The sequence below is a fragment of the Kitasatospora sp. NPDC091207 genome (genome assembly GCF_044768625.1).
GTDB lineage: Bacteria > Actinomycetota > Actinomycetes > Streptomycetales > Streptomycetaceae > Kitasatospora.
This window is the reverse complement of sequence record NZ_JBIVVS010000001.1, coordinates 121,070-147,137: the sequence shown is the minus strand read 5'-3', so window position 1 is coordinate 147,137 and position 26,068 is coordinate 121,070. Positions and strand designations below refer to the sequence as shown.

18 protein-coding genes are annotated in these 26,068 nt (G+C 72.5%); 12 read left to right on the top strand and 6 right to left on the bottom strand.

What is annotated here, in order from left to right:
* Nucleotides 1-10: 10 nt before the first annotated feature.
* Nucleotides 11-1,606 (bottom strand): glycosyltransferase family 87 protein, encoded by a 1,596-nt coding sequence (locus ACIQTO_RS00655; protein ID WP_402380989.1) that lies wholly within the window; start codon nt 1,604-1,606, stop codon nt 11-13.
* A 228-nt stretch (nt 1,607-1,834) separates the two neighbouring features.
* Nucleotides 1,835-4,510 carry a transglycosylase domain-containing protein gene (locus ACIQTO_RS00650; RefSeq protein WP_402380986.1) on the bottom strand — a complete coding sequence of 892 codons (2,676 nt, stop codon included), beginning with the start codon at nt 4,508-4,510 and terminating at the stop codon, nt 1,835-1,837.
* Between the two features lie 352 nt (nt 4,511-4,862).
* Here ACIQTO_RS00650 and ACIQTO_RS00645 point away from each other — a divergent pair, with 352 nt between their 5' ends.
* From ACIQTO_RS00645 to ACIQTO_RS00625, 5 genes are all read left to right on the top strand, one after another.
* Nucleotides 4,863-5,564 (top strand): helix-turn-helix transcriptional regulator, encoded by a 702-nt coding sequence (locus tag ACIQTO_RS00645; protein ID WP_402380983.1) that lies wholly within the window; start codon nt 4,863-4,865, stop codon nt 5,562-5,564.
* 125 nt (nt 5,565-5,689) lie between these two features.
* Complete coding sequence (locus ACIQTO_RS00640) at nt 5,690-6,772, top strand: inositol-3-phosphate synthase (RefSeq protein ID WP_402380981.1); 1,083 nt, start codon at nt 5,690-5,692, stop codon at nt 6,770-6,772.
* 210 nt (nt 6,773-6,982) lie between these two features.
* A complete protein-coding gene (locus tag ACIQTO_RS00635; protein ID WP_402380978.1) occupies nt 6,983-8,320 on the top strand; it encodes an MFS transporter in 1,338 nt (445 codons plus the stop codon).
* 97 nt (nt 8,321-8,417) lie between these two features.
* Nucleotides 8,418-9,101: a hypothetical protein gene (locus tag ACIQTO_RS00630; protein WP_402380976.1), complete on the top strand. Its 684-nt coding sequence runs from the start codon at nt 8,418-8,420 to the stop codon at nt 9,099-9,101.
* A 58-nt stretch (nt 9,102-9,159) separates the two neighbouring features.
* Nucleotides 9,160-10,194: a hypothetical protein gene (locus ACIQTO_RS00625; RefSeq protein WP_402380973.1), complete on the top strand. Its 1,035-nt coding sequence runs from the start codon at nt 9,160-9,162 to the stop codon at nt 10,192-10,194.
* Nucleotides 10,195-10,285: 91 nt separating this feature from the next.
* On the opposite strand, the gene ACIQTO_RS00620 is transcribed toward ACIQTO_RS00625, so the two are convergent.
* Nucleotides 10,286-11,734 (bottom strand): CCA tRNA nucleotidyltransferase, encoded by a 1,449-nt coding sequence (locus tag ACIQTO_RS00620; protein ID WP_402382677.1) that lies wholly within the window; start codon nt 11,732-11,734, stop codon nt 10,286-10,288.
* A 447-nt stretch (nt 11,735-12,181) separates the two neighbouring features.
* Between ACIQTO_RS00620 and ACIQTO_RS00615 the strand changes: the two genes are divergently transcribed.
* The 7 genes from ACIQTO_RS00615 (at nt 12,182) to trxA (ending at nt 23,125) form a co-directional block, all read left to right on the top strand.
* A complete protein-coding gene (locus tag ACIQTO_RS00615; protein ID WP_402380970.1) occupies nt 12,182-14,620 on the top strand; it encodes a DUF6049 family protein in 2,439 nt (812 codons plus the stop codon).
* Nucleotides 14,621-14,678: 58 nt separating this feature from the next.
* A complete protein-coding gene (murJ, locus tag ACIQTO_RS00610; protein ID WP_402380968.1) occupies nt 14,679-17,228 on the top strand; it encodes a murein biosynthesis integral membrane protein MurJ in 2,550 nt (849 codons plus the stop codon).
* Nucleotides 17,229-17,534: 306 nt separating this feature from the next.
* The gene (locus ACIQTO_RS00605; protein WP_402380967.1) at nt 17,535-19,511 is read left to right on the top strand and encodes a protein kinase family protein; all 1,977 of its coding nucleotides are present in this window, start codon (nt 17,535-17,537) and stop codon (nt 19,509-19,511) included.
* A gap of 123 nt (nt 19,512-19,634) precedes the next feature.
* Nucleotides 19,635-20,405 carry an RNA polymerase sigma factor SigM gene (gene sigM, locus ACIQTO_RS00600; RefSeq protein ID WP_402380964.1) on the top strand — a complete coding sequence of 257 codons (771 nt, stop codon included), beginning with the start codon at nt 19,635-19,637 and terminating at the stop codon, nt 20,403-20,405.
* Entirely contained in the window at nt 20,402-21,388 is a 987-nt protein-coding gene (locus ACIQTO_RS00595) for a hypothetical protein (RefSeq protein WP_402380961.1), read from the top strand. Before sigM ends, ACIQTO_RS00595 begins: the two co-directional genes overlap by 4 nt.
* Nucleotides 21,389-21,700: 312 nt before the next feature.
* Entirely contained in the window at nt 21,701-22,666 is a 966-nt protein-coding gene (trxB, locus tag ACIQTO_RS00590) for a thioredoxin-disulfide reductase (RefSeq protein ID WP_402380958.1), read from the top strand.
* A gap of 132 nt (nt 22,667-22,798) precedes the next feature.
* On the top strand, nt 22,799-23,125 hold the full coding sequence (gene trxA / locus ACIQTO_RS00585) for a thioredoxin (RefSeq protein WP_380575549.1): 327 nt from the start codon (nt 22,799-22,801) through the stop codon (nt 23,123-23,125).
* 102 nt (nt 23,126-23,227) lie between these two features.
* On the opposite strand, the gene ACIQTO_RS00580 is transcribed toward trxA, so the two are convergent.
* The 3 genes from ACIQTO_RS00580 to ACIQTO_RS00570 form a co-directional block, all read right to left on the bottom strand.
* Nucleotides 23,228-23,845: a GNAT family N-acetyltransferase gene (locus tag ACIQTO_RS00580; RefSeq protein WP_402380955.1), complete on the bottom strand. Its 618-nt coding sequence runs from the start codon at nt 23,843-23,845 to the stop codon at nt 23,228-23,230.
* Between the two features lie 126 nt (nt 23,846-23,971).
* Nucleotides 23,972-25,072: a ParB/RepB/Spo0J family partition protein gene (locus tag ACIQTO_RS00575; RefSeq protein WP_402380952.1), complete on the bottom strand. Its 1,101-nt coding sequence runs from the start codon at nt 25,070-25,072 to the stop codon at nt 23,972-23,974.
* Complete coding sequence (locus tag ACIQTO_RS00570) at nt 25,069-26,055, bottom strand: ParA family protein (RefSeq protein ID WP_402380949.1); 987 nt, start codon at nt 26,053-26,055, stop codon at nt 25,069-25,071. The genes ACIQTO_RS00575 and ACIQTO_RS00570 overlap by 4 nt, the downstream gene beginning before the upstream one ends.
* Nucleotides 26,056-26,068: the final 13 nt, after the last annotated feature.

Genomic DNA, 26,068 nt, shown 5'->3' with positions numbered 1-26,068 from the left:
CGCCGCCCCGCTACGGCTTGGTGCCGATCGTCTCCTGGGTGTACGGCTCCTCGTCGAACCACTGCTCGGAGCCGGCCGGCGCGAAGCCGGCGTAGCTCGCCTCCTCGCCCAGCTGCCGGGCGGTGCCGACCACGAAGACGTCCGGGGCCCGGTCGAGCACCCCGCCGGACGGGTCGTCGGTGCCGTCCCAGCGCACCGGGTCGCGGTCGGGCAGCAGGATGTCGCGGATCACCATGCCGCACAGGTAGAGCGTGCCGAGCAGGTGCAGCACGATGGCGAAGTGGTACCAGGACTCGCCGATCCCGTGCTGCTTGGGCCCGGTGACGAAGCCCAGGTGGGACCAGATGCCCAGGGTGTAGAGCACCTCGCAGGCCTGCCAGATCAGGAAGTCCCGCCAGCGCGGCCGGGCCAGCACCGCGAGCGGCAGCAGCCAGAGCGCGTACTGCGGCGAGTACACCTTGTTGAACAGGATGAAGGCGGCCACCACCAGGAAGGCCAGCTGGGCGAAGCGCGGCCGGCGGGGCGCCGAGAGGGCCAGCCAGGCGATCCCCAGGCAGGCGAGCACCATCAGCACCGCGATGAAGGTGTCCAGGTTCTCCAGCCCGACGCCGCGGCTCTGCATCAGGATCAGCCAGAACGAGCCGTAGTCCTCGGTGCGGTGCTTGCTGAAGACGTAGAAGGTCGACCAGCCCTGCCAGTTGGCGATCATGATCGGCAGATTGACCAGCAGCCAGGCACCGACGGCGCCGCCCAGCATCAGCCGGAACTCGCGCCAGCGCCCGGCCCGCCAGCAGAGCAGCAGCAGCGGGCCGATCAGCAGCAGCGGATAGAGCTTGGCCGCGGTGGCCAGACCGATGAAGACACCGGCCCAGACCGGTCGCGAGCCGGCCCACCAGGCCATCCCGACGGCGGCCAGCGCGACCGCCAGCAGATCCCAGTTGACGGTGGCGTTCAGCAGCAGGCAGGGGGCGAGCGCGAACATCAGCGCGTCCCAGGGGCGGCGCCGGTGGGTGCGGGAGAGCGCGACCACGGCGACCACCGCACAGGCCATCAGCAGGCCCGCGTTGATCGCCCAGAACCACTGCTCCTGCTGCTGGTTCGAGCCGCCACCGGGCGTCAGCCAGGCCGCGATCTGCATGAACAGGCCGGTCAGCACCGGGTATTCGAGGTACTGCAGATCACCCGAGGTGCCCGGGATGCGGTCCACGTAGGGGTGCAGCCCGGCCGCGAAGCCGCGCCCGGAGAAGAGGTGCGGGATGTCGCTGTAACAGGCGTGGATGTACTGCGGCGAACCCGGCTGGAACCAGGCGGCGTCGTAGCAGGGCAGCTTCTGCGCCATGCCCAGCACCGAGACCACGATCACCACCAGCGCCAGGAAGCGCGCCGGGATCCACCAGGAGACGCCCAGCAGCGCGCGCCGGCCGGGCGGGCCGCCGATCACCTCGCTGCCGGCTGCGGCGACCGGGTCCTCGTCCGCCGGGACCACCACGGTGTTGGTGGGCGGCTCGGCCGTGGCGGCGGCCGTGGCGGGCGCCGCCGGAGCTGGCCCGGAGGCCTCGATGGGCCCGGTCTGGCCGACGGATTCGTCACGAGCGCTCGACGTCATGCCGGACATCCTGCCGCACCTCTCGCGACAGGACGAGGAGGCCCCCTGAGCGGCCCCGGCCGGATCCGGCGTTTCATGCCCAAATGACGAGAATGGCGAAATGACGAAAGTGACGGGGCCGGCGAAGCCGGTGGGGCGGACCGCGACGACGAAACGGCGGTGGCGGCCCTCCGAAGAGGGCCGCCACCGCCGTTCAGCACGGTCCGGCGCCGTCGGGCGGGCCGGGCGTCAGGGCACCATGCCCTGCTGGCCGCCGCCCGAAGGGCTGGCCGAGGTGGTCGGCCGGGTCGGCCTGCTGCTGCTGGGCGAGGGGCCCGTCGAGGCGGACGTCGTCGACGACGGCTGCGGAGTGCCGCAGAGCCCCGGGATCAGGCAGGTGGGCGAGGCTCCGCCACCGCCGCCACCGGTACCGCCGCCACCACCACCGCCACCGCCGTTGGTCGGCGGCTGGGTCCTGGTCGGCGCCTGCGTCGGCACCGTGCCCGGGCAGTCCACGCCGGGGACACAGGCCGGGCCCTGGGTGGCGGGCGGCTGCGTCGGCTGCTGCGCGCCCGGGTCCGGCGCGGTGGTGGCCATGGTCTCGGTCGCCGAGGGCGAGGTCGAGGGGCTGGCCGTGCTCGGGGCGCCGGAGGAATCCACCTGGCTGCCGACCGGCTGCGGCGCCGGGAAGTCCATCTTCTTCTCGTTGGCCAGGGCGGCCTTCATGTACCGGGTGAAGATGTCGGTCGGGGTGTCACCACCGTGCACCGAGTCCTTGCCGCCGGTGCCGTTGAGCGACAGCCGCTCGTGCTTGGCCGGGTCCTCCCGCCACATCGCGACGCTGGTGGCCAGCTGCGGGGTGTAGCCGACCCACCAGGCCGACTTGTTCTGGTCGGTGGTACCGGTCTTGCCGGCCACCGGGCGGCCCAGCGCGTTGCTCTTCGAGCCGGTACCGTTCTTCGCCACGTTCACCAGGACGTCGGTGACGTTGTCGGCGACGGCGGGCTCCAGGGCCTGCTTGAGCTCGGGCTTGTTGAAGCCGGGCCGCGCCACGCCCTTCACCTCGACCTTGGTCACCGAGTACGGCTCGGCCTGCTTGCCGCTGGCCGCCAGTGTCGCGTACGCGTCGGCCATCCGGATCGGGCTGACCGTGGAGGTGCCGAGGGCGAAGGTCGGGGTCTTCGGGTCCGCGAAGCTCTCCTTGCGCACGCCCATCGCCTCGGCGATGTTGGCCACGTTCTGCCCGCCGACGTCCTGGTTGAGCTGGACGAACGGCACGTTGTACGAGTTCTGCATGGCCATCCGCAGCGAGACGAAGCCGCGCTTGCCGGCGTCCTCGTTCTTCTGCCGGTAGGGCTTGCCGTCGTCGCCGATCACCAGCGAGCCGTCCGGCTTGCGGATCTCGGACAGGTCGTCGGACTGGTAGCGGCTGTCGGCGTTGATCCGCTTCGGCTTGCCCTTGTCGTCGGTCGCGGTCTGCACGCCGACCTGCATCGCGGCGGCCAGCACGAACGGCTTGAAGGTCGAGCCGACCTGGACGCCCTTGGCGTCCGCGTTGTTGTCGAAGTGCTGGTTCTCCACGCCGTCGCCGCCGTACAGGGCGACGATCGCGCCGTCGCCGGGGCGGACGCTGGCCGCCCCGAACTGGACCCAGTTGTCCTTGTCCGGGCGCTTCTGCACGTTGAGCGTCTCGCCCTTGACGTCGTCCACGGCCTTCTTGAGGGCGTCGACCTTCTCCTTCTCGAAGGTCGTGTAGATCTTGTAGCCGCCCTTGTCGATCGACTGCTGGCTGATCGTCGGGTCCTTGGACATGACGAACTTGTTGGCCGTGTCGACCAGGTAGCTGATCTCACCGTTCATGTTGGCCGGCGGCTTGCGCGGGATCGGCGCGGGGAACGTGGTGCACTTGGCCCGCTCCTCCGCCGTGGCGTTCTTGGTGTCGACCATCCGCTGCAGGATCCACTTCCAGCGGCCCTCGGCGCGTTCCTGGTTGGCCGGGTTGGTGGGGTCGTACAGCGCGGCGCCCTTGAGCAGACCGGCCAGCATGGCGCTCTGGCAGATGTCGAGGTCCTTGGCGTCGACGCCGTAGTACGCCTGCGCGGCCGCCTGGATGCCGGTGGCCCCGCGGCCGAACCAGCTGATGTTCAGGTAGTCCCGCAGGATGTCGTTCTTCTCCATCTCCTGATTGACCTTCAGGGTGATGAAGAACTCGCGCACCTTGCGGCCGAGCGTCTGGTCCTGGCTCAGGTAGGCGTTCTTGACGTACTGCTGGGTGATCGTCGAGGCGCCCTGGGTCTCGCCGCCGGTCGCCATGTTGTAGACGGCGCGCATCATGCCCACGGGGTCGATGCCGCTGTCGGTGCGGAAGGTCGAGTTCTCCGCGGCGATGACGGCGTTCTGCACGTTGGGGCTGATGTCGGCGAGCGGGACGATCTGACGGTTGGTCTCGCCCTTGCGGGTCATCTCCGAGCCGTCGGCCCAGTAGTAGATGTTGTTCTGCTCGTTCACCAGGTCGTGGATCTCCGGGACCTTGGTGGTCGCGTACGCGTACCAGACCCCGCCCACGCAGGTCGCGAAGAACACCAGGAAGCCGGTGAGCCACTGCTTCCAGGACGGCAGCCAGCGGCGGACACCCTGCTTGCCGAAGCGCGGGTAGTCGATGAAGCGCTTCTTGCCGGGCTTGCCGCCGCGGCCGCCGGCGACCTCCTCGGCCGCCGCACCGCCGCGCTTGCCGCCCTTCTGGGCCGCCTTGCGCATCTCGGCGCGGCCCATCCGGGGCTGCTGCGCGGTCTCCCGCAGGCCTGCGGGGCGCTTGCGGGCGGGCCGGTCCGAGCTGTGCTCGTCCCGTCCGGCTCCGCCCTGGCCGCCGTTGTCACCCGGGGGCTGCCCGCCACCGTCGGCAGACCTCCGCCGTCGTTCGCTCATGTTCCAGCTACTCCTCGCCAGGCGGTCGAGCCTGAAGGCAGGGTTCACGTCCGATGCCCGCAACCGCCCTAACCCCGGAGGTGGTCCTCGTGCACACGCGACAGCGTACGCAGCCGAGAAATACAACTAATCGGGCATCAGTCACCAATGCCCGCAAAACGGCAGCAGATCATTACATGCCCGTTGCCAAGCACACCTGCGCGTCGCCTTGTGATCACATTCACGCGTGCCCCCCTTGCTCGACCGGGGACCCAGGTTTACTGTTCTCGATATATCGAGCCGATACATCGGAGCGACATAGCGCCGGAGACGGCGGACCGGGAAGCAACCGGAAGGACGGAGGACGACGGCATTGGGCAGGCGCTCAGGAGTGCTGGAGTTCGCCGTTCTCGGCCTGCTCCACGACGCCCCGATGCACGGGTACGAGCTGCGCAAGCGGCTCAACGTCCTGCTCGGAACATTGCGCGCGTTCTCCTACGGAACGCTCTATCCGTGTCTGAAGAGCCTGGTGGCCCAGGGTTTCCTCGTCGAGGACAACCCGGACGACGAGTACGTCCCGGCCACCGCGCTCAACGGCAAGCGGTCCAAGATCGTCTACCGGCTCTCCCCCGAGGGCAAGGAGCGCTTCGAGGAACTGCTCGCCGACTCCGGCCCGGACGCGTGGGAGGACGAACACTTCGGTGTCCACTTCGCGTTCTTCGGCCAGACCGACCGGGCCGTGCGGATGCGCGTCCTGGAAGGACGCCGCAGCCGGCTGGAGGAGCGCCTCGAACGGATGCGCAACTCGCTCGCCCGGGCCCGCGAGCGGTTCGACGACTACACCGTCGAGCTGCAACGGCACGGCCTGGAGTCGGTCGAGCGCGAGGTCCGGTGGCTCAACGAGCTGATCGAGACCGAGCGGGCCAACCGCAGCGGCCGGACCGGACCGCTCGCGGACGGACCGACCACCGCGGCAACCGACAAGACTTCGGACGGCCGTGGCCAGGAGGCCGGATCCCCGGATCCGCCCGGGCCACCGTACGACCGCCCGGGGCGCTCCGACCAGGAGCGCTGACACCGCGTCCGCCCTCGGCACGCGGCAGGAGTGGGCGCCTCGCGCCCGTCAAGCATTCATCGAAGAAGCAGGACGAGAGCCGCCGAGCACCGGCGGCCCTCATGAGATCACAGGGAGCAACCGGAATGGGTTCGGTTCGCGTAGCCATCGTGGGCGTGGGCAACTGCGCCGCGTCGCTGGTGCAGGGTGTCGAGTACTACAAGGACGCCGACCCGGCCGGCAAGGTCCCCGGCCTGATGCACGTCCAGTTCGGTGAGTACCACGTCCGTGACGTGGAGTTCGTCGCCGCCTTCGACGTCGACGCCAAGAAGGTCGGCTTCGACCTGGCCGACGCCATCGGCAGCAGCGAGAACAACACCATCAAGATCTGCGACGTGCCGCCGACCGGTGTCACCGTCCAGCGCGGTCACACCTTCGACGGTCTGGGTAAGTACTACCGGGAGACCATCGAGGAGTCCGACGAGACCCCGGTCGACATCGTCCAGATCCTCAAGGACCAGCAGGTCGACGTTCTCGTCTGCTACCTGCCCGTCGGTTCCGAGGACGCGGCCAAGTTCTACGCCCAGTGCGCCATCGACGCCAAGGTCGCCTTCGTGAACGCCCTGCCGGTGTTCATCGCGGGCACCAAGGAGTGGGCGGACAAGTTCACCGAGGCCGGCGTGCCGATCGTCGGTGACGACATCAAGTCCCAGGTCGGCGCCACCATCACGCACCGCGTGATGGCCAAGCTGTTCGAGGACCGCGGTGTCATCCTCGAGCGCACCATGCAGCTGAACGTCGGCGGCAACATGGACTTCAAGAACATGCTCGAGCGCGAGCGCCTGGAGTCCAAGAAGATCTCGAAGACGCAGGCCGTCACCTCGCAGATCCGTGACCGCGAGCTGGGCGCCAAGAACGTCCACATCGGCCCGTCCGACTACGTGGCGTGGCTCGACGACCGCAAGTGGGCCTACGTCCGCCTTGAGGGTCGCGCGTTCGGCGACGTCCCGCTGAACCTCGAGTACAAGCTCGAGGTCTGGGACTCCCCGAACTCCGCCGGTGTCATCATCGACGCCGTGCGCGCCGCGAAGATCGCCAAGGACCGCGGCATCGGTGGCCCGATCCTCTCGGCGTCCTCGTACTTCATGAAGTCCCCGCCGGTCCAGTACTTCGACGACGAGGCCCGCGAGAACGTCGAGAAGTTCATCCGCGGCGAGGTCGAGCGCTGAGCCCGGTGACGATCCCGATCGTCACGCGCCGGGTTCCGGGAGCCGGGCACTGAGCGCCTCGCGCTGAGTACCGGGCGCCGGGTCCGGAACACCGGGAGCCGAGTGCTCCCCGGGCGCTGAACGGGTCCACGGTCCGCCGTGGGCCCGTTCACCATTTCCCGGCGAATGTTTCACGTGAAACACAGGCCGGTTCCATGGCAGTCTGGGCGGGTGGCGATCACGGAGAACGGCAGCACCGACCAGTCCGAGCACCGCGCCACGCTCCTCGGACTGCTCCACGGCCGCGACTTCCGCCGGCTGCTGACCGCCCGGGTGCTCTCCCAGCTCTCCGACGGCGTGTTCCAGGTCTCGCTCGCCGCCTACGTGGTCTTCTCCCCGGAGAAGCAGTCCTCCCCCGCCGACATCGCCTCGGTGCTGGCCGTGATGCTGCTGCCGTTCTCCGTGATCGGCCCCTTCGCCGGCGTGCTGCTGGACCGCTGGCGCCGCCGCCAGGTGCTGTTCTTCGGCAACCTGGCCCGTTTCGGGCTCGGTCTGGTCACCGGCGCCCTGCTGCTGGCCGAGGCGCCGACCACCCTGTTCTTCGCCTCCGCGCTGCTGGTCACCGCGCTCAACCGGTTCATCCTGGCCGGACTGTCCGCCGCGCTGCCCCGGGTGGTGCGGCAGGACCAGCTCGTCACCGCCAACGCGCTCTCCCCCACCCTGGGCACGGTCGCCGCGGCCTCCGGCGGAGGCCTGGGCTTCCTGCTGCACCAGCTGATGGCCCCCGGCCCGAAGGCCGACGCCGCGCTGGTCACCGTCGCCGCGCTGCTCTACCTCTCGGCCGCGCTGGCCGCCCGCCGGATGGACCGGGACCTGCTGGGGCCCGAGCACCACGCCGACCGCCCCCCGCTGGGCCGGGCACTGGGGCTGGCCGCCCGCGACCTGGGCGCGGCCGTCACCCACCTGGTCCGGGACTGCCGGCCCGCGGTGCACGCGCTCGCCGCCGTCACCGCGGCCCGGTTCTGCTACGGCGTCCTGATCGTCGTCGTGGTGATGCTCGCGCGCTACACCTTCAACGATCCGGCGGACAGCGCCGCCGGGCTGGTGACCCTGGGCCAGGCGGTCGGCCTCTCCGCCGCCGGGTTCTTCCTCGCGGCGGTGATCAGTCCGTGGTGCACCCGCCGGCTCGGGCTGGCCGGCTGGATGACGCTCTGCCTGGCGGCTCCGGTGGTCTTCGTGCCCGCGCTCGGCCTGAGCTTCTCCCTGGTGCCGTGCCTGATCGCGGCGCTGCTGCTCGGGGTGGTCACCCAGGGCACCAAGATCTGCGCCGACACCGTCGTCCAGGAGTCGGTCGAGGACGAGTACCGGGGCCGCGTCTTCGCCGTCTACGACGTGCTGTTCAACGTCGCCTTCGTGGCCGCCGCCCTGGTGACGGCGCTGGTGCTGCCGCTCTCCGGACGCTCGGTCGGAGTGGTCGCCGGAGTCTCCCTGGTGTACGCGCTCGCCGCCGTGCTCTATCTGCGGGCGGCCCGGCGGACCGGTCCGCTCCCCGGTGACCAGGCGTCCTGAGACCGCGCGCCCCCTCGAAACCTGCCCCGTCCGGGTGAGTCGCTAAGGTACGTCAGATCTGTCGGAGCGACAGCACCGCGTCTCGGGGGAGAACCTGATGAGCACACCACCCAGTCCGTACGGGTCGCCGCCCCCGTACGGCTACCCGCAGGCACCCGGACCGGGCGTACCGCCGCAGGGCGGCCCGCCGTACGGTGCTCCCCCGGCTCCGCAGTACGGCCCGCCCCAGCCGCCGCCCGCGGGCTACGGACAGCCGCCGGCCTACGGCTACCCGGCCCCGCCGCAGCCGGCCCCGGCCGCACCCGGGTACGGCCAGCAGCCGCCCTACGGACAGCAGCCTCCGTACGGTCAGCAGCCTCCGTACGGACAGCAACCGCCCTACGGACAGCAGCCTCCGTACGGTCAGCAGCCGATGCCCGCCGGGCCGGCGCGGAAGACCGGGGCCAAGGCCAAGCTGAAGATCGTCGTCGCCGCCGTCGGTGGCATCGCGCTGATCATCGGCTACTTCGTCAGCGGGCCGAGCGTCAGCAGCGCCAAGGTCGGCGACTGCGTCAAGGCCAGCGGCTCGCGGGACGTCGACATCGTCAAGTGCACTGATGCCAAGGCGAATTACAAGGTGCTGGCCACGTTCGGCGACACCACCGACACCACCCGCTGCAAGCAGACCGTCGGGACGACCAGCACGGTGTCGGGCAAGAGCGGACGGCGCTGGAACAAGAAGCGCTACGTGCTCTGCCTCGGCCCGCTGACCACCGGTGTGCCACCGGTCAAGAAGTCCTGACCCCTTTTCACCGACCGACCTTCCCCGGGGGACCCCTGTGTCCGTTCCACCTCCCCAGATGCCGTACGGCGCTCCGCCGCCGGCCGACGCCAACCCCTACGCCACCGGAAATCCGTACGGTGCCCAGCCGCCCGCACCGGCCCCGCCCGGCTACGGCTACCCGGCCGCACCGCCGCCGCCCCCGCCGGGCTACGGCGTGCCCGCCCAGCCCGCACCACCCGGCTACGGCTACCCGCAGCAGCCCGGGTACGCCCAGCAGGCGCCGCAGGGCGGTCCGGTCTGCCGGTTCTGCGGCGGCTTCCCGGCCGTGGAGACGACGGTCCGCGGGCACCAGGGCATCATCATCATCATGCGGTTCCTGAAGCAGCCGGGACCGTTCTGCCGCACCTGCGGCACCGCGGTGGTCCGCGACATGTCGGCCCGCACCCTGGTCCAGGGCTGGTGGGGCTACCTGTCCTCGATCATCACGCCGATCACGCTGCTGCGGAACCTCGCCGCCCACAACAAGATCAAGGACCTGCCGCCGCCGGTCCCCGGCACCCACGGCCCGCAGCTCGACCCGGGCGTCCCGCTGACCAAGCGGCCGCACATGCTGATGCTGCTGCTGCCGATCTTCTCGATCACGTCGTTCGTCATCCTGGTCACCACGGGCGCCCTGCTCGGCGCCGACCACCGCAGCCCCACGCCGTACCACCCGCTGGTACTGCCCACCCCGACGGCGGTGACCATGCCCCCGATTCCCCCGATGCCGTCGTTCTCGATGCCGCCCATCCCGGAGATCACCACCCCGGGCGCGGTGAAGCCGTCCACACCGGCCGGGGCCTCCTCGGTGCCCAGTGACATCGACCGCGCCAAGGCCGGCGACTGCCTGCGCAACGAGAACGGGACGGGCGCCACCCACGACCCCAACCCGCGGATCACGATGCTGTCCTGCACGGACTCGCGGGCGCAGTACAAGGTGCTCCGCAAGATCCTCGCCACCAGCGACGACAAGGCCTGCGACAACGTGCCCAACTCGGACAGCAGCTACACCCGGGAGGCCTCCTCCGCCGCCCTGAGCTACGTCCTCTGCCTCCAGGGGATCAACAGCTGACGGCCGCCCCCGGCCCGCACGGCGGGAGGGGTGGCTCCGGAGTACCCGGGGCCACCCCTCCCGCCGTGCGGGCAGGTGAACGCGTTCGCGCTCAGCCCTGCTGGTCGGCCCACCAGGCGCGGAGGGCGGCGACCGCCTCGTCGTCCTCCATCGGGCCGTGTTCCAGGCGCAGTTCCAGCATGTGCTTGTACGCCTTGCCGACCTGCGGACCCGGCTTGAGGTCCAGCAGCTCCATGATCCGGTTGCCGTCCAGCGCGGGGCGGACGGCGTCCAGTTCCTCCCGCGCCCTCAGCTCGGTGATCCGCTCCTCCAGCCCGTCGTAGGTGCGGGAGAGCGCGGCCGCCTTCTTCCGGTTGCGGGTGGTGCAGTCGGAGCGGGTGAGCTTGTGCAGGCGCTCCAGCAGCGGCCCGGCGTCGGTGACGTAGCGGCGCACCGCCGAGTCGGTCCACTCGCCGCCGCCGTAGCCGTGGAAGCGCAGGTGCAGCTCGACCAGGCGCGAGACGTCCTCGGTGAGCTCCTTCGAGTACTTGAGGTCGCGCATCCGCTTGCGGGTCATCTTGGCGCCGACCACCTCGTGGTGGTGGAAGGAGACCCGGCCGTCGGACTCGAAGCGCCGGGTCCGCGGCTTGCCGATGTCGTGCAGCAGCGCGGCGAGGCGCAGCACCAGGTCGGGGCCGTCCTGCTCCAGGTCGACGGCCTGTTCCAGGACGGTCAGGGAGTGCTCGTAGACGTCCTTGTGCCGGTGGTGCTCGTCCCGCTCCAGCTTCAGGGCCGGCAGCTCGGGCAGCACGTGGTCGGCCAGGCCGGTGTCGACGAGCAGCCGCAGGCCCTTGACCGGGTGGGCGGCCACCAGCAGCTTGTTGAGCTCGGCCTGGACCCGCTCGGCGGAGACGATGGTGATCCGGTCGGCCATCGCGGTCATCGCGGCGACGACCTCGGGGGCGGGCTCGAAGTCCAGCTGGGCGGCGAAGCGGGCGGCCCGCATCATCCGCAGCGGGTCGTCCGAGAAGGATTCCTCCGGGGTGGCGGGGGTGCGCAGCACCCGGGCCTCCAGGTCGTCCAGGCCGCGGTGCGGGTCGACGAAGCCCCGGCCGGGCAGGTCGACGGCCATCGCGTTGACGGTGAAGTCACGGCGGACGAGGTCCTGCTCGATGGTGTCGCCGTAGGTGACCTCGGGCTTGCGCGAGGTGCGGTCGTACGCCTCGGAACGGTAGGTGGTGATCTCGATCAGGAAGGAGCCCCGCGGGGTGTCCTTGCGCGCGCCCACCGTGCCGAAGGCGATGCCGACGTCCCAGACGGCGTCGGCCCAGCCCTTGACCAGCTTCAGGACCTCGTGCGGGCGGGCGTCGGTGGTGAAGTCCAGGTCGTTGCCGAGGCGGCCCAGCAGCGCGTCCCGGACCGAGCCGCCGACCAGCGCGAGCCGGTGGCCGGCGGCCTGGAAACGGCGGGCGATCTCGTCGGCGACCGGGGACACCCGGAGCAGTTCCTGCAGCCCCAGGGTCTGCGCCTCGCTCAGGCCTGGGACGGCCTGGGTGGCGATGCTGGAATGATGGGCGCCGGACTCGTGGGCGGTGGGCTCATTGGCAGTGGACACGGCACACAAGGGTACGTGGCCCGGCGGCCCCGCCGCCCGCGCGTTTTCCGGTGCTCACCCCAAGGCCCGCAACACTGCACCCCCCGCCGCATCGTTACCATGCCGGGTGGAGCGAGTCTCGGGCACCGGCGAGGAGCTGCGGTGCCGCGCGCGGCACGGCCGGCCGGACCATCGGGCGGACGCGTTCCTCACCACTGATCCACGGCCGGTCGTTCCGGCCGGCGGGACATCCGCAGCAGCACAGCATCGAGCAGCGAGCAATCGAGAACGGCGAGGGCGAAGCGCGTGGGCGAGCCGGCACGGCACTCGGGCCTGGAGGCGGACGGACACCCTGGGCGGGCCGCCGAACGCACCGGAAGTGCCGCCCGCGGGCGCGGCCCGGGACGCCGGGCGGTGCGTACCGTCCGGCGGCTGGCGGTCGCGTTCGGCGCCGCGCTGGCACTGCTGCCGGCCGTTCCGGCCGGTGCGCTGCCCGCCGGGGGCCCCCGCCCGGCGGCCGAGACGGCGGTCTCGGCCGAGTACCCGGTGGTGATGACCATCGAGACGGTGAACAAGCCGGTGGCCGTCCCCAACGGCACCGTGACGATCACCGGACACGTCACCAACGCCGGCAAGTCGGTCCTGAAGTCGGCCCACGCCGCGGTGCGCAAGCCCTGGCAGGGCAAGCCGCTGACCACCCGCAGCGAGCTGACCGACGTCACCACCCGGACCACCCCGACCGGCCGCGACGGCGTCGACCTGGACAGCCCGCAGTACGCCCTGAACGAGCTGGGCCCGGGCCAGAGCCAGCCGTACACGCTGAGCGTCGCCGTGAGCGACCTCCAGCTGTCCACCGAGGGCGTGTACGAGCTGGCCGTGGACGCCTGGGGCTCGACCGCCGACAACCAGCGCGACCGCCCGCTGGGCATCGCCCGGACCTTCCTGCCCTACGACCCGGGCGCGACCGGTGCGCAGCCCTCCAAGGTCACCACCCTCTGGCCGCTGGTCCACGCCCCGGTGCTGGCCGCGCAGACCTTCTCCGACAACGAGCAGACCATCCCGGTCCTGCGCGACGACAGCCTGGCGGCGGAGTTCGCGCCGGGCGGCCGGCTCTACGAGCTGGTGGAGACCGGGTCGTCGCTGCCCGGTCTGACCTGGGTGGTCGACCCGGACCTGCTGGACACCGCGTTCGCCATGACCAAGCAGTACCGGGTGCAGAAGCCCGGCAGCGAGAAGAAGGCCGCGAAGGAGGACAACACCGTCCTGGGCACCGGCTCGGCGGCCGCCACGGCCTGGCTGGAGAAGCTCCGGACCGCCGTGGCGAAGCCCGGCAGCCAGGTGGTGGCACTGCCGTACGCCGACCCGGACATCGCCTCGATCGCCCACAACGCGGCCGAGCTCCCGGGGGTGGACGCCGCGCTCGGCAAGGCGGCCACCGCGGGCCGGCTGACCGTCGAGGGCCGGCTGGCGGTGGACACCCGCTCGGACGTGGCCTGGCCGTACCAGGGCTACCTGGACCAGCAGATCGCGGCCATGGCCCAGCGCACCGGCAGCTCCCTGGTCCTGGCGAACGGCGCGAGCCTGCCGGAGCCGGACGCGCTGAAGTACACCCCGACCGCCGTCCGGCCGATCGGCAACGGGCAGAACGCGGTGGTGGCCGACGAGGCCGTCTCCGCCCTGTTCGAGAAGGACCTGGGCACGCCGCAGGAGCAGACCCTGGCGATCCAGCAGTTCCTCGCCGAGACCTTCGTGATCTCCCGGCAGGAGCCGCAGAACCCGCGCGGACTGCTGGTGATGCCGCCGCGCGACCTGACCGCCAACACCGCCAAGGCGCTCGCCACGGCCGTGCAGGCGGCGCAGGCCGGCAAGTGGGTGGAGCCGGTCAAGCTGGACGTGCTCGCCCAGGGTCCGGCCGATCCGAAGGCCAACGCCGGCGTCCCGGCGGCCACCGACTACCCGTCGCAGGCACGGGCCTCCGAGCTGCCGTCCTCGGCGCTGACCGACACCGTCAAGATCCAGAGCGATCTGGACATCCTGATGCGGGTGCTCACCCTGCCGCAGCGGGTGCGCGGCCCGTTCAGCGCCGCGATGGTCCGCTCGATGTCGACCGAGTGGCGGGCCCAGGCACCGGAGGGTTCCGTCTACCGGGACGGCGTGGCGGGCTATCTCGCCGAGCTGACCAAGGCGGTGTACGTACCGAAGAAGAACGTGATCACCTTCGCCGGTGACACCGGGGTGCTCCAGGTCAGCGTCCGCAACGACCTGACCCAGCCGGTCACCAACCTCAAGCTGGTGCTGTCCCCGAGCCAGGCCAACCGGCTGAAGATCCGGCCCGCCGAGGAGCTGGTGCTGCCCGCTTCGCAGAGCGTCACCCTGCGGTTCCAGGCCGAGGCGCAGAACAACGGGCCGGTGAGCATGACCGCCCAGCTCTGGACCACCGGGCCGAACCCGCAGAAGTACGGGGAGCCGCAGGTCTTCACGGTGGAGGTCACCTCGGTGACCAACGGCGTGCTCTACGTCTTCGGCGGCGGTCTGGTGCTGCTCCTGCTGGCCGCGCTGCGCTTCTTCCGGCAGCGCAAGCGCCGGGCACAGGACGACGAGGGCGACGGCGACGGGCCGCGCGGTGACGAACCCCTCGACGGCGAACCCCTCGACGACGAGCCCCTCGACGACGCTCCGGCGGCCGCCGACGGGCCCGCCCGGCCCGACGGGGCGGCGGACCGGACGACACCCGGGACGGTGGACGAGGACGGCCCGCGGGGGCCGGAACGTGGCGGAGCCGCGCAGACACCGCGCGGCAGCAGCACAGATGGCCGGGATCGGGCCACCAGTGATGAGAAGGTTGGTCCTTGATACCGCCGATACCCGCCCGTCTCCGGGACGGCCTCCCCCACAACAGCGAAGAGGTGACATGACCGGGCGCAGCGAGGAGCGGCCGCCGGGCCGCGGTGAGAGCCGGCCGGGCGCCGAGTCGCCGTCCGGCGACTGGTACGTGGCCGACACCTACGCCCAGGACCCGTACGCGGCCGACGCGTACCAGGGTCACCAGGACGGTCAGGACCCGTACGGCCTGCGGGCCGCCCGGCCGGCCGCGCCGCAGGAGCCGGTCGCCGCGTACGACGTGCCGCCGCAGCTGCCGCCGCAGAGCGGCGGCTACCCGATGCCGGTCCCCCCGGCGACGTTCACCCCGCCCGTTCCGCCGGTGCAGCCCGGCTGGGACACCCCGGCGCAGGCACAGCAGGCCCCGGCCCACCAGGGCGCGGGGCAGCAGCCGGCCGCCTGGCAGGAGGGTGGGCCCGGCTGGGAGCAGCCGGCCCCGGTCGGCGGCCAGTGGGCCGGCCAGGAGCAGCTGCCCCAGCAGCAGTGGCAGCCCGGCCCGGCACACTCGGCGTGGGACTCCGAGAGCACCGAGTACGTGGGCGTGGACGACCTGTTCGGCGGCCGGTCCGCCGAGGCCGCGGCCCGCCCGCCGGCCCAGCAGCAGCCGCCCGCCCAGCAGCCCCCGGTCCAACAGCCGGCGGCCCGGTCGGCGACGGCCCCGCCGCCCGTCGGCCCCGCGCCGTTCCCCCCGGCCGCGCCGTTCCCCCCGGCCGGCGCGTACCACGGGAACCCCGGCCACCCCGGTCCGCAGGGCTACCGGAACGGCCCGGACGGGCAGCACCCGTTCGTGCCGCCGATCGAGTTCGACCCGCCGCTCTCCGAGGAGGAGGCCACCATGCAGGTGGCTGCGGTCCAGATCCCGCCCGCGGTGGAGCCGCTGGAGGAACTGGCCGCCGAGCCGAACGCCCCCGCCGCACCGGCACCCGCGGCCGGCGGCGGCAAGGTCTCCAGCCTGCTGAACTCCAGCGCGATCATGGCGGCCGGCACGCTGGTCTCCCGCGGCACCGGCTTCCTGCGCACCATGGTGATCGCCGCCGCGATCGGCTTCGCCGTGATGGGTGACTCCTACAACGCGGCGAACACCCTGCCCACCCTGCTCTACATCCTGATCGGCGGCGGCGCGCTGAACGCCGTCTTCGTGCCGCAGCTGGTCCGCAGCATGAAGAACGACGCCGACGGCGGCACCGCCTACGCCAACCGGCTGCTCACCCTGGTGATGGTGGGCCTGGCGGGCGTGACCTTCGTGGCCGTGCTCGCGGCGCCGCTGCTGGTCCAGCTGATCGCGCACCCGCTGATGCGGGACCCCGCCAACGCCGAGGTCATCGTCGCGCTGACCCGCTACTGCCTGCCGACCATCTTCTTCATGGGCATCCATGTGGTGATGGGCCAGATCCTCAACGCCCGCGGCCGGTTCGGCGCGATGATGTGGACGCCGGTCCTCAACAACATCGTGGTGATCTTCACCTTCTCCGCGTACCTCTGGGTGTTCGGCAAGGCCGGCACCACCCAGGTCACCCCGGAGACGATCTCCCCCGAGGGCGTCCGGCTGCTCGGCATCGGCACCCTGGTCGGCCTCGCCGTCCAGGCGCTGGCGATGATCCCGTACCTGCGGGCGGCCGGCTTCCACTACCGGCCGCGGTTCGACTGGCGCGGCCACGGCCTGGGCAAGGCCGCCCGCCTCGCCAAGTGGACCTTCTTCTTCGTCCTGGCCAACCAGGCCGGCTACCTGGTCATCACCCAGCTCGCCACCTCCGCCGGCAAGGCCGCCGAGGCCGGCAACCACACCGGTGTCGGACTCGTCGCGTTCTCCAACGCCCTGCTGATCTGGCAGCTGCCGCAGGCCGTGATCGTCGTCTCGATCATGAGCGCGGTGCTCCCCAGGCTCTCCCGGGCCGCCGCCGACGAGGACGCCGGCGCGGTGCGCGACGACCTCTCGTACGGGCTGCGCAGCACCGCGGTGGCGGTCGTCCCGGCCGCGTTCCTGTTCCTCTCGCTCGGCCCGGCGATCGGCCGCGCGATCTACGCGGTGGGCGGCAACGAGAGCGACCTGGACAGCGCCACCAACGTCGGGCTGATGCTCTCCGCCTTCGCGCTGGGCCTGCTCCCGTACTCGGCGCAGTACGTGATGCTGCGCGGGTTCTACGCCTACGAGGACACCCGGACGCCGTTCTCCAACACCGTCTGGGTGGCGGCCTGCCAGGCCGCGTTCTCGCTGGCCTGCTGGGCCCTCCTGCCCTCCGAGTGGGTCGTGACCGGCATGGCGTTCGGGTACGGTCTCGCCTACGCCGTCGGAGTGACGGTGGCGGTGCCCAAGCTGAAGAAGAAGATCGGCGGCCTGGACACCAAGCGGATCGGCAAGACCTACACTCGCCTGATCACCGCCTCGGTCCCGGCCGCGCTGGTCGGTGTGGGCGTCAGCCTGGCGGTCCAGCAGGTGCTCGGTGGCTGGCTGGGCAGCGTGCTCACCATCGTCGTGGCCGGCGGCCTCCAGCTCGCCGTCTTCGTGCTGATCGCGAAGAAGCTGCGGATCGAGGAGCTGAACGCCATGCTGGGCATGGTCCGCGGCCGACTGGGCCGCTGACCCGCTCTGCCAACCGGTCCCTCCGGTCGACGCCCTGACCGGACGTCAACCGGGCGGCCGGGATTCTCCGCCCCGACGGGGCGGGTGCTGGGCCGCCGTCGGCGTCCGGGATCGCCCGGGCCCGAGCCGGCGGCCCAGTGTCGGATCTGCACCACATCTCTCCACCGGCACGCAACCGCGAAGGCCTTTCAGCGGTCGTACCCGGTGAAGAAGAGTGGGCACAATTGTCCTGGAGCACCGGGCCTCGGCCCGAGCGCTCCAGCGACTCTCTCAGGCCGGGGCGACACAAGGGGAGGCAGGACCACGGTGGCTGATGGCACCAAGGCGGTCGTCGACACGTCAGCAGCTGACGGGGCGGCGGACGAGGCCGCACTGGCCGCGGCGATCGACGAGCTCGCCGGCGAGACGGCCCCGTCCACCACGTCCGGTGAGGACGCCGCCGACGACACCGGCGCAGCCGACACCGGCGCCGTCGACACGGACGACGCCGACCCGGACGACGCCGACCCGGGCCCGTCGAAGGCCGCTCCCGCCGGCGGCGAGGAGACCTCGGAGATCACCGCGCCGCTGTCCGCCGACGAGATCCGCGCCGAGCTCGCCGCCGGCGCCGCCAAGCGCAAGCCGGACCCCGGCCCCGCGGCCCGCCCCTCCGGACGGCCCCCGCAGGACCCGCAGCCCACCCACGACCCCCGCGACACCGCCACCCTGCCGCGCACCCTGCCCGCCCCGCTGCGACACAGCGGCGACAAGATCGGCCACCGGTACCGGCTGGAGGAGTGCATCTCCCACACCGAGACCTTCAGCAGCTGGCGGGCGGTCGACGAGAAGCTGCGCCGGGCCGTCGGCGTCCACCTGATGGCCTCCGGCCACCAGCGGGCCCGGGCCGTGCTGGCCGCCGCCAAGTCCGCCGCGCTGCTCGGCGACCCGCGGTTCGTCCAGGTCCTGGACGCCGTCCAGGAGGGCGAGCTGGTCTACGTGGTGCGGGAGTGGCTGCCGCACGCCTCCGACCTCGCCAAGCTGCTGGCCACCGGCCCGATGGAGCCGCACGAGGCGTACCAGATGGTCCGCCAGGTCACCGACGCGGTCGCCGCCGCCCACCGGCGCGGCCAGGCCCATCTGCGGCTCACCCCGCGCTGCGTGCTGCGCACCGACAGCGGGCAGTACCGGATCAACGGCATCGCCGTCGACGCCGCCCTGCGCGGCCTGCCCGCCGAGGGCGCCGACGAGGACGCCGAGCGCACCGACACCCGCGCCATCGGCGCCCTGCTGTTCGCCGCGCTCACGCACCGCTGGCCGTTCCCGGAGGACCGCTACGACCTCAAGGGCCTGCCGAAGAACCTCTGCGACGTCCCGCCGGACCAGGTCCGGGCCGGCGTCCACAAGGGCCTGTCCGAGCTGGCCGCGCGCGCCCTGTTCGACCAGCCGCCGCACCACGCCGAGCCGATCTCCACCCCCGAGCAGCTGGCCAAGGCGATCGCGCTGATGCCGCGCATCCGCCAGCCCGAGCCGGAGCTGCCGGTCTTCGCCCCACCGCCCCGGCACACCACCCACGCGCTGCCCACCGCGCCCAACCCGACCCGGGTGGTGGCCGCCCCGGGCGCCGGGCCGATGCCCGCCGCGGCCCGCCCGGCCCCGGTCCGGCGCACCCGCCGACGGCTGCGCCGGGTGATCAAGGTGACCGCCTGGACGGTCGCCCTCGGCGCGATCGGCGTCGCCTCCTGGCAGCTGGTGGACACCCTGCGCCACCCGGGGACCTCGGTGTCCGCCGCCGGGCCCTCGCCCTCCGCGACGTCGCCGACCGCGTACGCCGCCGCCCGCACCCCGGTGCCGATCCCGGTCAAGAACGCCCAGGCGTACAGCCCGGCGGGCGATTCCGCCGGGGGCAAGTACACGGTCGGCAAGGCCATCGACGGAGACCCGGCCACGACCTGGATCACCTCCTGGTACAACGACCAGCTCGGCCCCAAGCCCGCCCTCAGGGAGGGCATCGGCCTGCTGCTCGACCTCGGCTCGGCGCAGGCCGTCAGCTCGGTGAACGTGCAGTTCGTCGGCTCCACCACCGCGGAGCTGCGGATCCCGGGCCCGCAGGCCGCCGGCGACCCGGCCAAGGCACAGCCGGGCGACTTCACCGTGGCCGGCACCAAGCAGAGCGGCACCACGCTCGACTACGCCCTGGAGAGCCCGGTCACCACGCGGTACCTCTTGCTCTGGATGACCAGCCTGCCGAAGGATACGGACGGAACGTTCCGCGGCTACGTCGCCGAGGTCAAGGTCTCCGGCTGACCGGAGGCTCGGGCGGCCCCGTCGCGGGGCGGGGCCGGACGGGGCGGGGCCGGACGGGGCGGGGCTGGACGGGTCGGGGCTGTAAGGGTCGGGGCTGGACGGGCCGGGACGAACGGGCAAGGGGTGGCAGTGGCGGACGGCACGGACCGGCCGGACGACGACGCGGCGCTGCTCGCCCGGCACGTCGCCGGCGACCGGGACGCCTTCGGCCTGCTGGTCGACCGCCACCGCGACCGGCTCTGGGCGGTCGCCCTGCGCACCCTCGGCGACCGCGAGGAGGCCGCCGACGCCCTCCAGGACGCCCTGGTCTCCGCCTTCCGGGCCGCCCACACCTTCCAGGGCCGCTCGGCGGTCACCACCTGGCTGCACCGGATCGTCGTCAACGCCTGCCTGGACCGCGCCCGGCGCACCGCCTCCCGCCGCACCAAGCCGCTCGACGACGACCCGCGGCGCCTCGACGCGCTGGTCGGCACCGCCGAACCGGCGGACTCCCCGGTGGTCCGCGCCGAGCTGCACCGGGAACTGGCGGCGGCGCTCGACGAGCTGGCGCCCGAGCAGCGGGCGGCGCTGGTCCTGGTCGACATGCAGGGCTACCCCGTGGCCGAGGCGGCCGAGCTGCTGGGCGTGCCGGTCGGGACGGTGAAGAGCCGCTGCGCCCGCGGCCGGGCCCGCCTGCTGCCCCTGGTCCGGCATCTGCGCGAGGGCGGCGCCGCCGATGTTTCACGTGAAACAGGACCACCCGGGCCGGCGGCACCGGACGGGGCGGGGCGGGCGCCGAACGCTCGGACCGGCCGCGTGGCACCCCCGGGGAACCCACCCGGGCCCAGGACCGTCACAGGGACAGGCCCGGACACCGGCCGACCGATTCTGGAAGGAGACGCGAGCACGCGATGACGGCCCCCCTCTCCTCCCCCGGCCCCCTCGAAGCGCACCCCTCGGTCGACGAGCTGGCCGACCTCGCCGAAGAACTGGTCGAGCCCGACGCCGCCCGGGCGCTGCGGCGGCACCTGGACGGCTGCGCCGACTGCCGTGACACCGCCGAGGCGCTCGCCGAGCTCGGCACGCTGCTCGGCGAGGTACCGGCCCCGGCCATGCCCGCCGACGTCGCCGCACGGCTGGACGCGGCCCTGGCGGCCGCCGCGGCCGAAACCGACGCGGCCGGCACGGCCGACGCGGCCACCCGCGTCAGGTCCGCCGCCGAGGCCCCGGACGCCCCCCACACGGCCGCCGCACCTCCCGGCCGGACCCAGGGCCCGGCCACCGCGGCACACCCCGCCACAGCCCCCGTCGCACCGCCCGCACGACGCACCACGGCCACCTCCCCGGCCGGGCCGGGCCGCCCCCGCCCGCGCCGCCGGCGGGCCGGCCTCCTGCTCGGCGCCGCGACCGCGCTGCTCGCGGTCGGCCTCGGCGGCGCGCTGCTGCTGCGGCCCGCCGAGCCACGGGGGGCGGACGCCTCCGCCGTACGGGCCGGTGCCGCGGTCGCCACCGGAGCCGCCTCGGGCAGCGCCACCGGGCCTGCCGAGCCGAAGCTCTCGACCGGCGGCACCGTCTATCAGGACGAGCTGCTCGCCGCTCAGGTCCAGCAGCTGCTCGCCCGCACCGGCGCGACCACCGACGGCCCCGCCAAGCCCTTCTCACCGTCCGCCGCGCCACCCGCCGCCGGCGAGCAGGGGCTCACCGGCGGCGGCGGTACCCCGGCCTGCCCGGCGCCCGCCACCGGCCCGCTGCTGGCCACCGGCCACGGCAGCTACGCCGGCGCCCCGGCCGAGCTGCTGGTGTACGGGGTGCCGGACCGACCCGAGCGGCTCGACGTCTACCTGCGCGCGCCGGACTGCGGACCGGTCCTGCTCCACCGCACCGTCCCGGCCCACTGACCGGCGACCCGCCGCAGCCCGACCCGCCGCCACCCGACCCGCCGCAGCCTGCGACACCGGTGCCCGGTCCGGTGGAAACCGATCCGGCGGGATCCGGTCCGAGCGGTACGGACCCGTGGCACCGAGGGGCCCGCCGCGCCCGTGCCGTTCCCGTGCGATCCACGCCGGGTGCGGCCAGGCGCTCCCACACTGCGAGCGCCTGGTGCCGATCGGCCTGGGAATGCGAGAGACTGGTCAGTCGTTGTCCCGGGCGGCGGAGCAGGACCGCCCTCCCCGCCCTAGCGCGGGTCGCGATGCGAACCAGGAGATGCAGTGAGCGATGTCCGTAACGTGATCATCATCGGTTCCGGCCCGGCCGGCTACACGGCCGCGCTCTACACCGCCCGTGCCGCCCTCAAGCCGCTCGTCTTCGAGGGCGCCGTCACCGCCGGTGGCGCGCTGATGAACACCACCGAGGTCGAGAACTTCCCCGGCTTCCGCGACGGCATCATGGGCCCCGAGCTGATGGACAACATGCGGGCGCAGGCCGAGCGGTTCGGCGCCGAGCTGATTCCGGACGACATCGTCGCCGTCGACCTCACCGGCGACATCAAGACCGTGACCGACTCCGAGGGCAACGTCCACCGGGCACGCACGGTGATCGTCACCACCGGCTCGCAGCACCGCAAGCTGAACCTCCCGAACGAGGACAAGCTCTCCGGGCGCGGCGTCTCGTGGTGCGCCACCTGCGACGGCTTCTTCTTCCGCGACCAGGACATCGCGGTCGTCGGCGGCGGTGACACCGCCCTGGAGGAGGCCACCTTCCTCTCGCGCTTCGCCCGCAGCGTCACGATCATCCACCGCCGGGACTCCCTGCGCGCCTCCAAGGCGATGCAGGAGCGCGCGTTCGCCGACGAGAAGATCCGCTTCGAGTGGGACAGCGCCGTCGAGGCGATCCACGGCGACCCGAAGCTGAGCGGCGTCACCCTGCGGGACACCACCACCGGCGAGACCCGCGAGCTGCCCGTCACCGGTCTGTTCATCGCCATCGGCCACGACCCGCGCACCGAGCTCTTCAAGGGCCAGCTGGAGCTGGACGCCGAGGGCTACCTGAAGGTCGAGGCCCCCTCGACCCGGACCAACATCCCGGGCGTCTTCGGCGCCGGCGACGTCGTCGACCACACCTACCGCCAGGCCATCACCGCCTCCGGCACCGGCTGCTCCGCCGCGCTGGACGCCGAGCGCTACCTGGCCTCGCTGGCCGACCTGGAGACCCAGGCCGCCACCGTGGCGGTCTGACCCGCCACACCCACCGATCCTCGGCGGGGGTGTTCCACGTGGAACACACCCGCCCCGGCCGGGCAGAAACAGAACGGGCCCGCCCGCTGTTCTCCTGGTAGCACCCCCTCCGTTCCACCCCTAGGAGTTCCCGTGGCCGGCGCCACCACCACCGTCACCGATGCGACGTTCAAGGCTGACGTCCTGGACAGCGACAAGCCCGTCCTGGTCGACTTCTGGGCCACCTGGTGCGGCCCGTGCCGCCAGGTCGCCCCGATCCTGGACGAGATCGCGGCCGAGCACTCCGACAAGCTGACCATCGCCAAGCTCGACGTCGATGCCAACCAGCAGACCGCTGCCCAGTACAACGTCATCTCGATCCCGACGCTGATCGTCTACAAGGGCGGCGAGCCGGTGAAGTCGATCACCGGTGCCCGTCCGAAGGCCGCGCTGCTGCGCGAGCTGGCCGACTTCATCTAGGCCCCGGCCCGATCCGCCGACGGCGGCGCTCCCCCACCGGGGAGCGCCGCCGTCGTCGTTGGTGGCTGCCCGTCGCGGCCGTTCCGGACCGGGCCGGCCGGCTCAGAACGGCCGCAGCGCCGGTTCCTTCCGGGCTCCGCCCAGCAGCCGCTCCAGCGCGCCCTCCACGTCGCCGCGCCAGGAGAGCGTGGTCCGGGCCTCCAGCCGCAGCCGCGGATAGCGGTGGTGCGGCCGGACCGTCTTGAAGCCGACCGCCAGCAGGTGATCCGCCGGGAGGACACAGCTCGTCGGCTGCCGGCCGACCGCGCCGAACGCCTCGATCGCCCGCACTCCGCGCCCCACCAGGTCCTTGGCCACGGTCTGCACCAGCACCCGGCCGATCCCCTGCCGCTGGTAGCCCGGGAGCACCCGGCTGACCATCAGCTGGACGGCGTCCGGCGAGACCGGACTGGTCGGGAACGACTGCGACCGCGGCACGTACGCCGGCGGGGCGTAGAGCACGAAGCCGGCGGGGTTGTCGTCCACGTAGACGATCCGGCCGCAGGAGCCCCACTCCAGCAGCACGGCGGAGATCCACCCCTCCTTCTCCAGCTCCGGCTTCCCGGACTCGACCGCCGCCCGGCCGGTGACCGGGTCCAGCTCCCAGAACACACAGGAGCGGCAGGTCGTCGGCAGGTCGTCGAGGTTGTCCAGCGTCAGCGGAACGATCCGGCGTCCCATGCCCCGCACCTCCCTCGTCCACTCCACAGTCGAGCATTCCCCCCGAACGCCGATGGGTGCATGTTTCACGTGAAACACCCGCTCACGTGGAACATGCACCCGTCGAGATCCGTCCTCGGCCCCGGCTCAGCCCTGCGACAGCCGCAGCCCGTCCTCGCCCGGCGCCAGACTGTCCAGGATCCGGTTGAGGTCCTCCACCGAGCCGAACTCCAGGACGACCTTGCCCTTGCCCAACTTGCCGCCGCGCTGCGAGACCTCGACCTTGACCCGGGTGTCGAAGCGGTCCGACAACCGGCTGGCCAGATCGTTGAAGGCCGGCGAGAGCAGCTTGCCCGCCTTCGGCCCGGTCGCACGCTTGGGCCTCGACTCCTCGCCGCTCAGCAGCGTGACGAGCTCCTCGATGTTGCGCACCGTGAGCCCCTCCGCGATGATCCGCCGGGCCAGCTCCTCCTGCTGCTCGGCATCCGCCACTCCGAGCAGGGCCCGCGCGTGGCCGGCCGTCACCGTGCCGGCCGCCACCCTGCGCTGGACGCCCGGCGAGAGCTTCAGCAGCCGCAGGGTGTTGGAGACGTGCGAACGCGAGCGGCCGATCCGGTCCGCCAGCTCGTCATGGGTGCAGGAGAAGTCCCGCAGCAACTGGTCGTAGGCGGCCGCCTCCTCCAGCGCGTTGAGCTCGGCCCGGTGCAGGTTCTCCAGCAGGGCGTCGAGCAGCAGCTTGTCGTCCTCGGTGGCCCGGATGATCGCCGGGATCTGCTCCAGCCCCGCCTCCCGGGAGGCCCGCCAGCGCCGCTCGCCCATGATGAGCTCGTAGCGCTCGGGCCCCACCTGGCGCACCACGACCGGCTGGAGCAGGCCCACCTCCTTGATCGAGGCGACCAGCTCGGCCAGCTTGTCCTCGTCGAAGACCTCACGCGGCTGACGCGGGTTCGGCGTGATCGAGTCCAGCGGCAGCTCAGCGAAGCGGGCCCCGTCCACCTGGGCGAGGGCCGGTCCGGCCGGATCCCGCACCGCCAGCTCGCGCAGGCTCTCGGCGGCGGCCTTCGCCGCAACCGTGCCGCGACCGGTCGGCAGCACCGGCACCGCGACCGGCGACACCGTTCCGGTGGACACCACCGAGGCCGGCGCGGACGGGGCCGCCACGGACTGTACCGCTGCCCCGCCGGCCGCCGGCGTGGCAGCCGGGATCAGCGCCCCGAGTCCTCGTCCCAGACCCCTGCGACCACTCACCGATTGCCCTCCGTCGTACCGTGCTGTGCCGTCGGGGCGTTCTGCCCCGGCTCGCTGCCCTGCTGCTGACCGGCGCGCTGCTGACCGACCACCGGGCCGCCGATGCCCGGCGCCCGCATCGCCAGCTCCCGGGCGGCCTCCAGGTAGGAGAGCGCACCCGTCGAGCCCGGGTCGTAGGTGAGCACCGTCTGACCGTAGCTGGGCGCCTCCGAGATCCGGACCGAGCGGGGGATCGCGGTCTGCAGCACCTCCTGCTGGAAGTGCGTCCGGACCTCCTCCGCCACCTGGGCGGCCAGCCTGGTCCGGGCGTCGTACATGGTGAGCAGGATGGTGGAGACGTGCAGCGTGGGATTGAGGTGCGCACGGACCAGCTCGACGTTGCGCAGCAGCTGGCCGAGGCCCTCCAACGCGTAGTACTCGCACTGGATCGGGATCAGCACCTCCGCCCCGGCGACCAGGGCGTTGACGGTCAACAGGCCGAGCGAGGGCGGGCAGTCGATCAGGATGTAGTCCAGCGGCTGCTCGTAGGCGGCGATGGCGCGCTGCAGCCGGCTCTCGCGGGCGACCAGCGAGACCAGTTCGATCTCCGCACCGGCCAGATCGATGGTGGCGGGGACGCAGAAGAGCCCCTCGACGTCCACCACCGGCTGCACCACGTCGGCCAGCGGCTTGCCCTCCACCAGGACGTCGTAGATCGACGGCACCTCGGCGTGGTGGTCGATCCCGAGCGCCGTGGAGGCGTTGCCCTGCGGGTCGAGGTCCACCACCAGCACGCGCAGTCCGTGCATGGCGAGCGAGGCGGCCATGTTGACGGTGCTGGTGGTCTTGCCCACCCCGCCCTTCTGGTTGGCGACCACGATCACCCGGGTGGCGGCGGGCCGGGGAAGTCCCTCGCCCGCTCGGCCGATCGCCTGTACCGCGGCCTGGGCGGCACGCGCGATGGGCGTGTCATCGATCTGGTCGATGGTCTCCGAGTCCTGCATGGGGGTCAGTGTT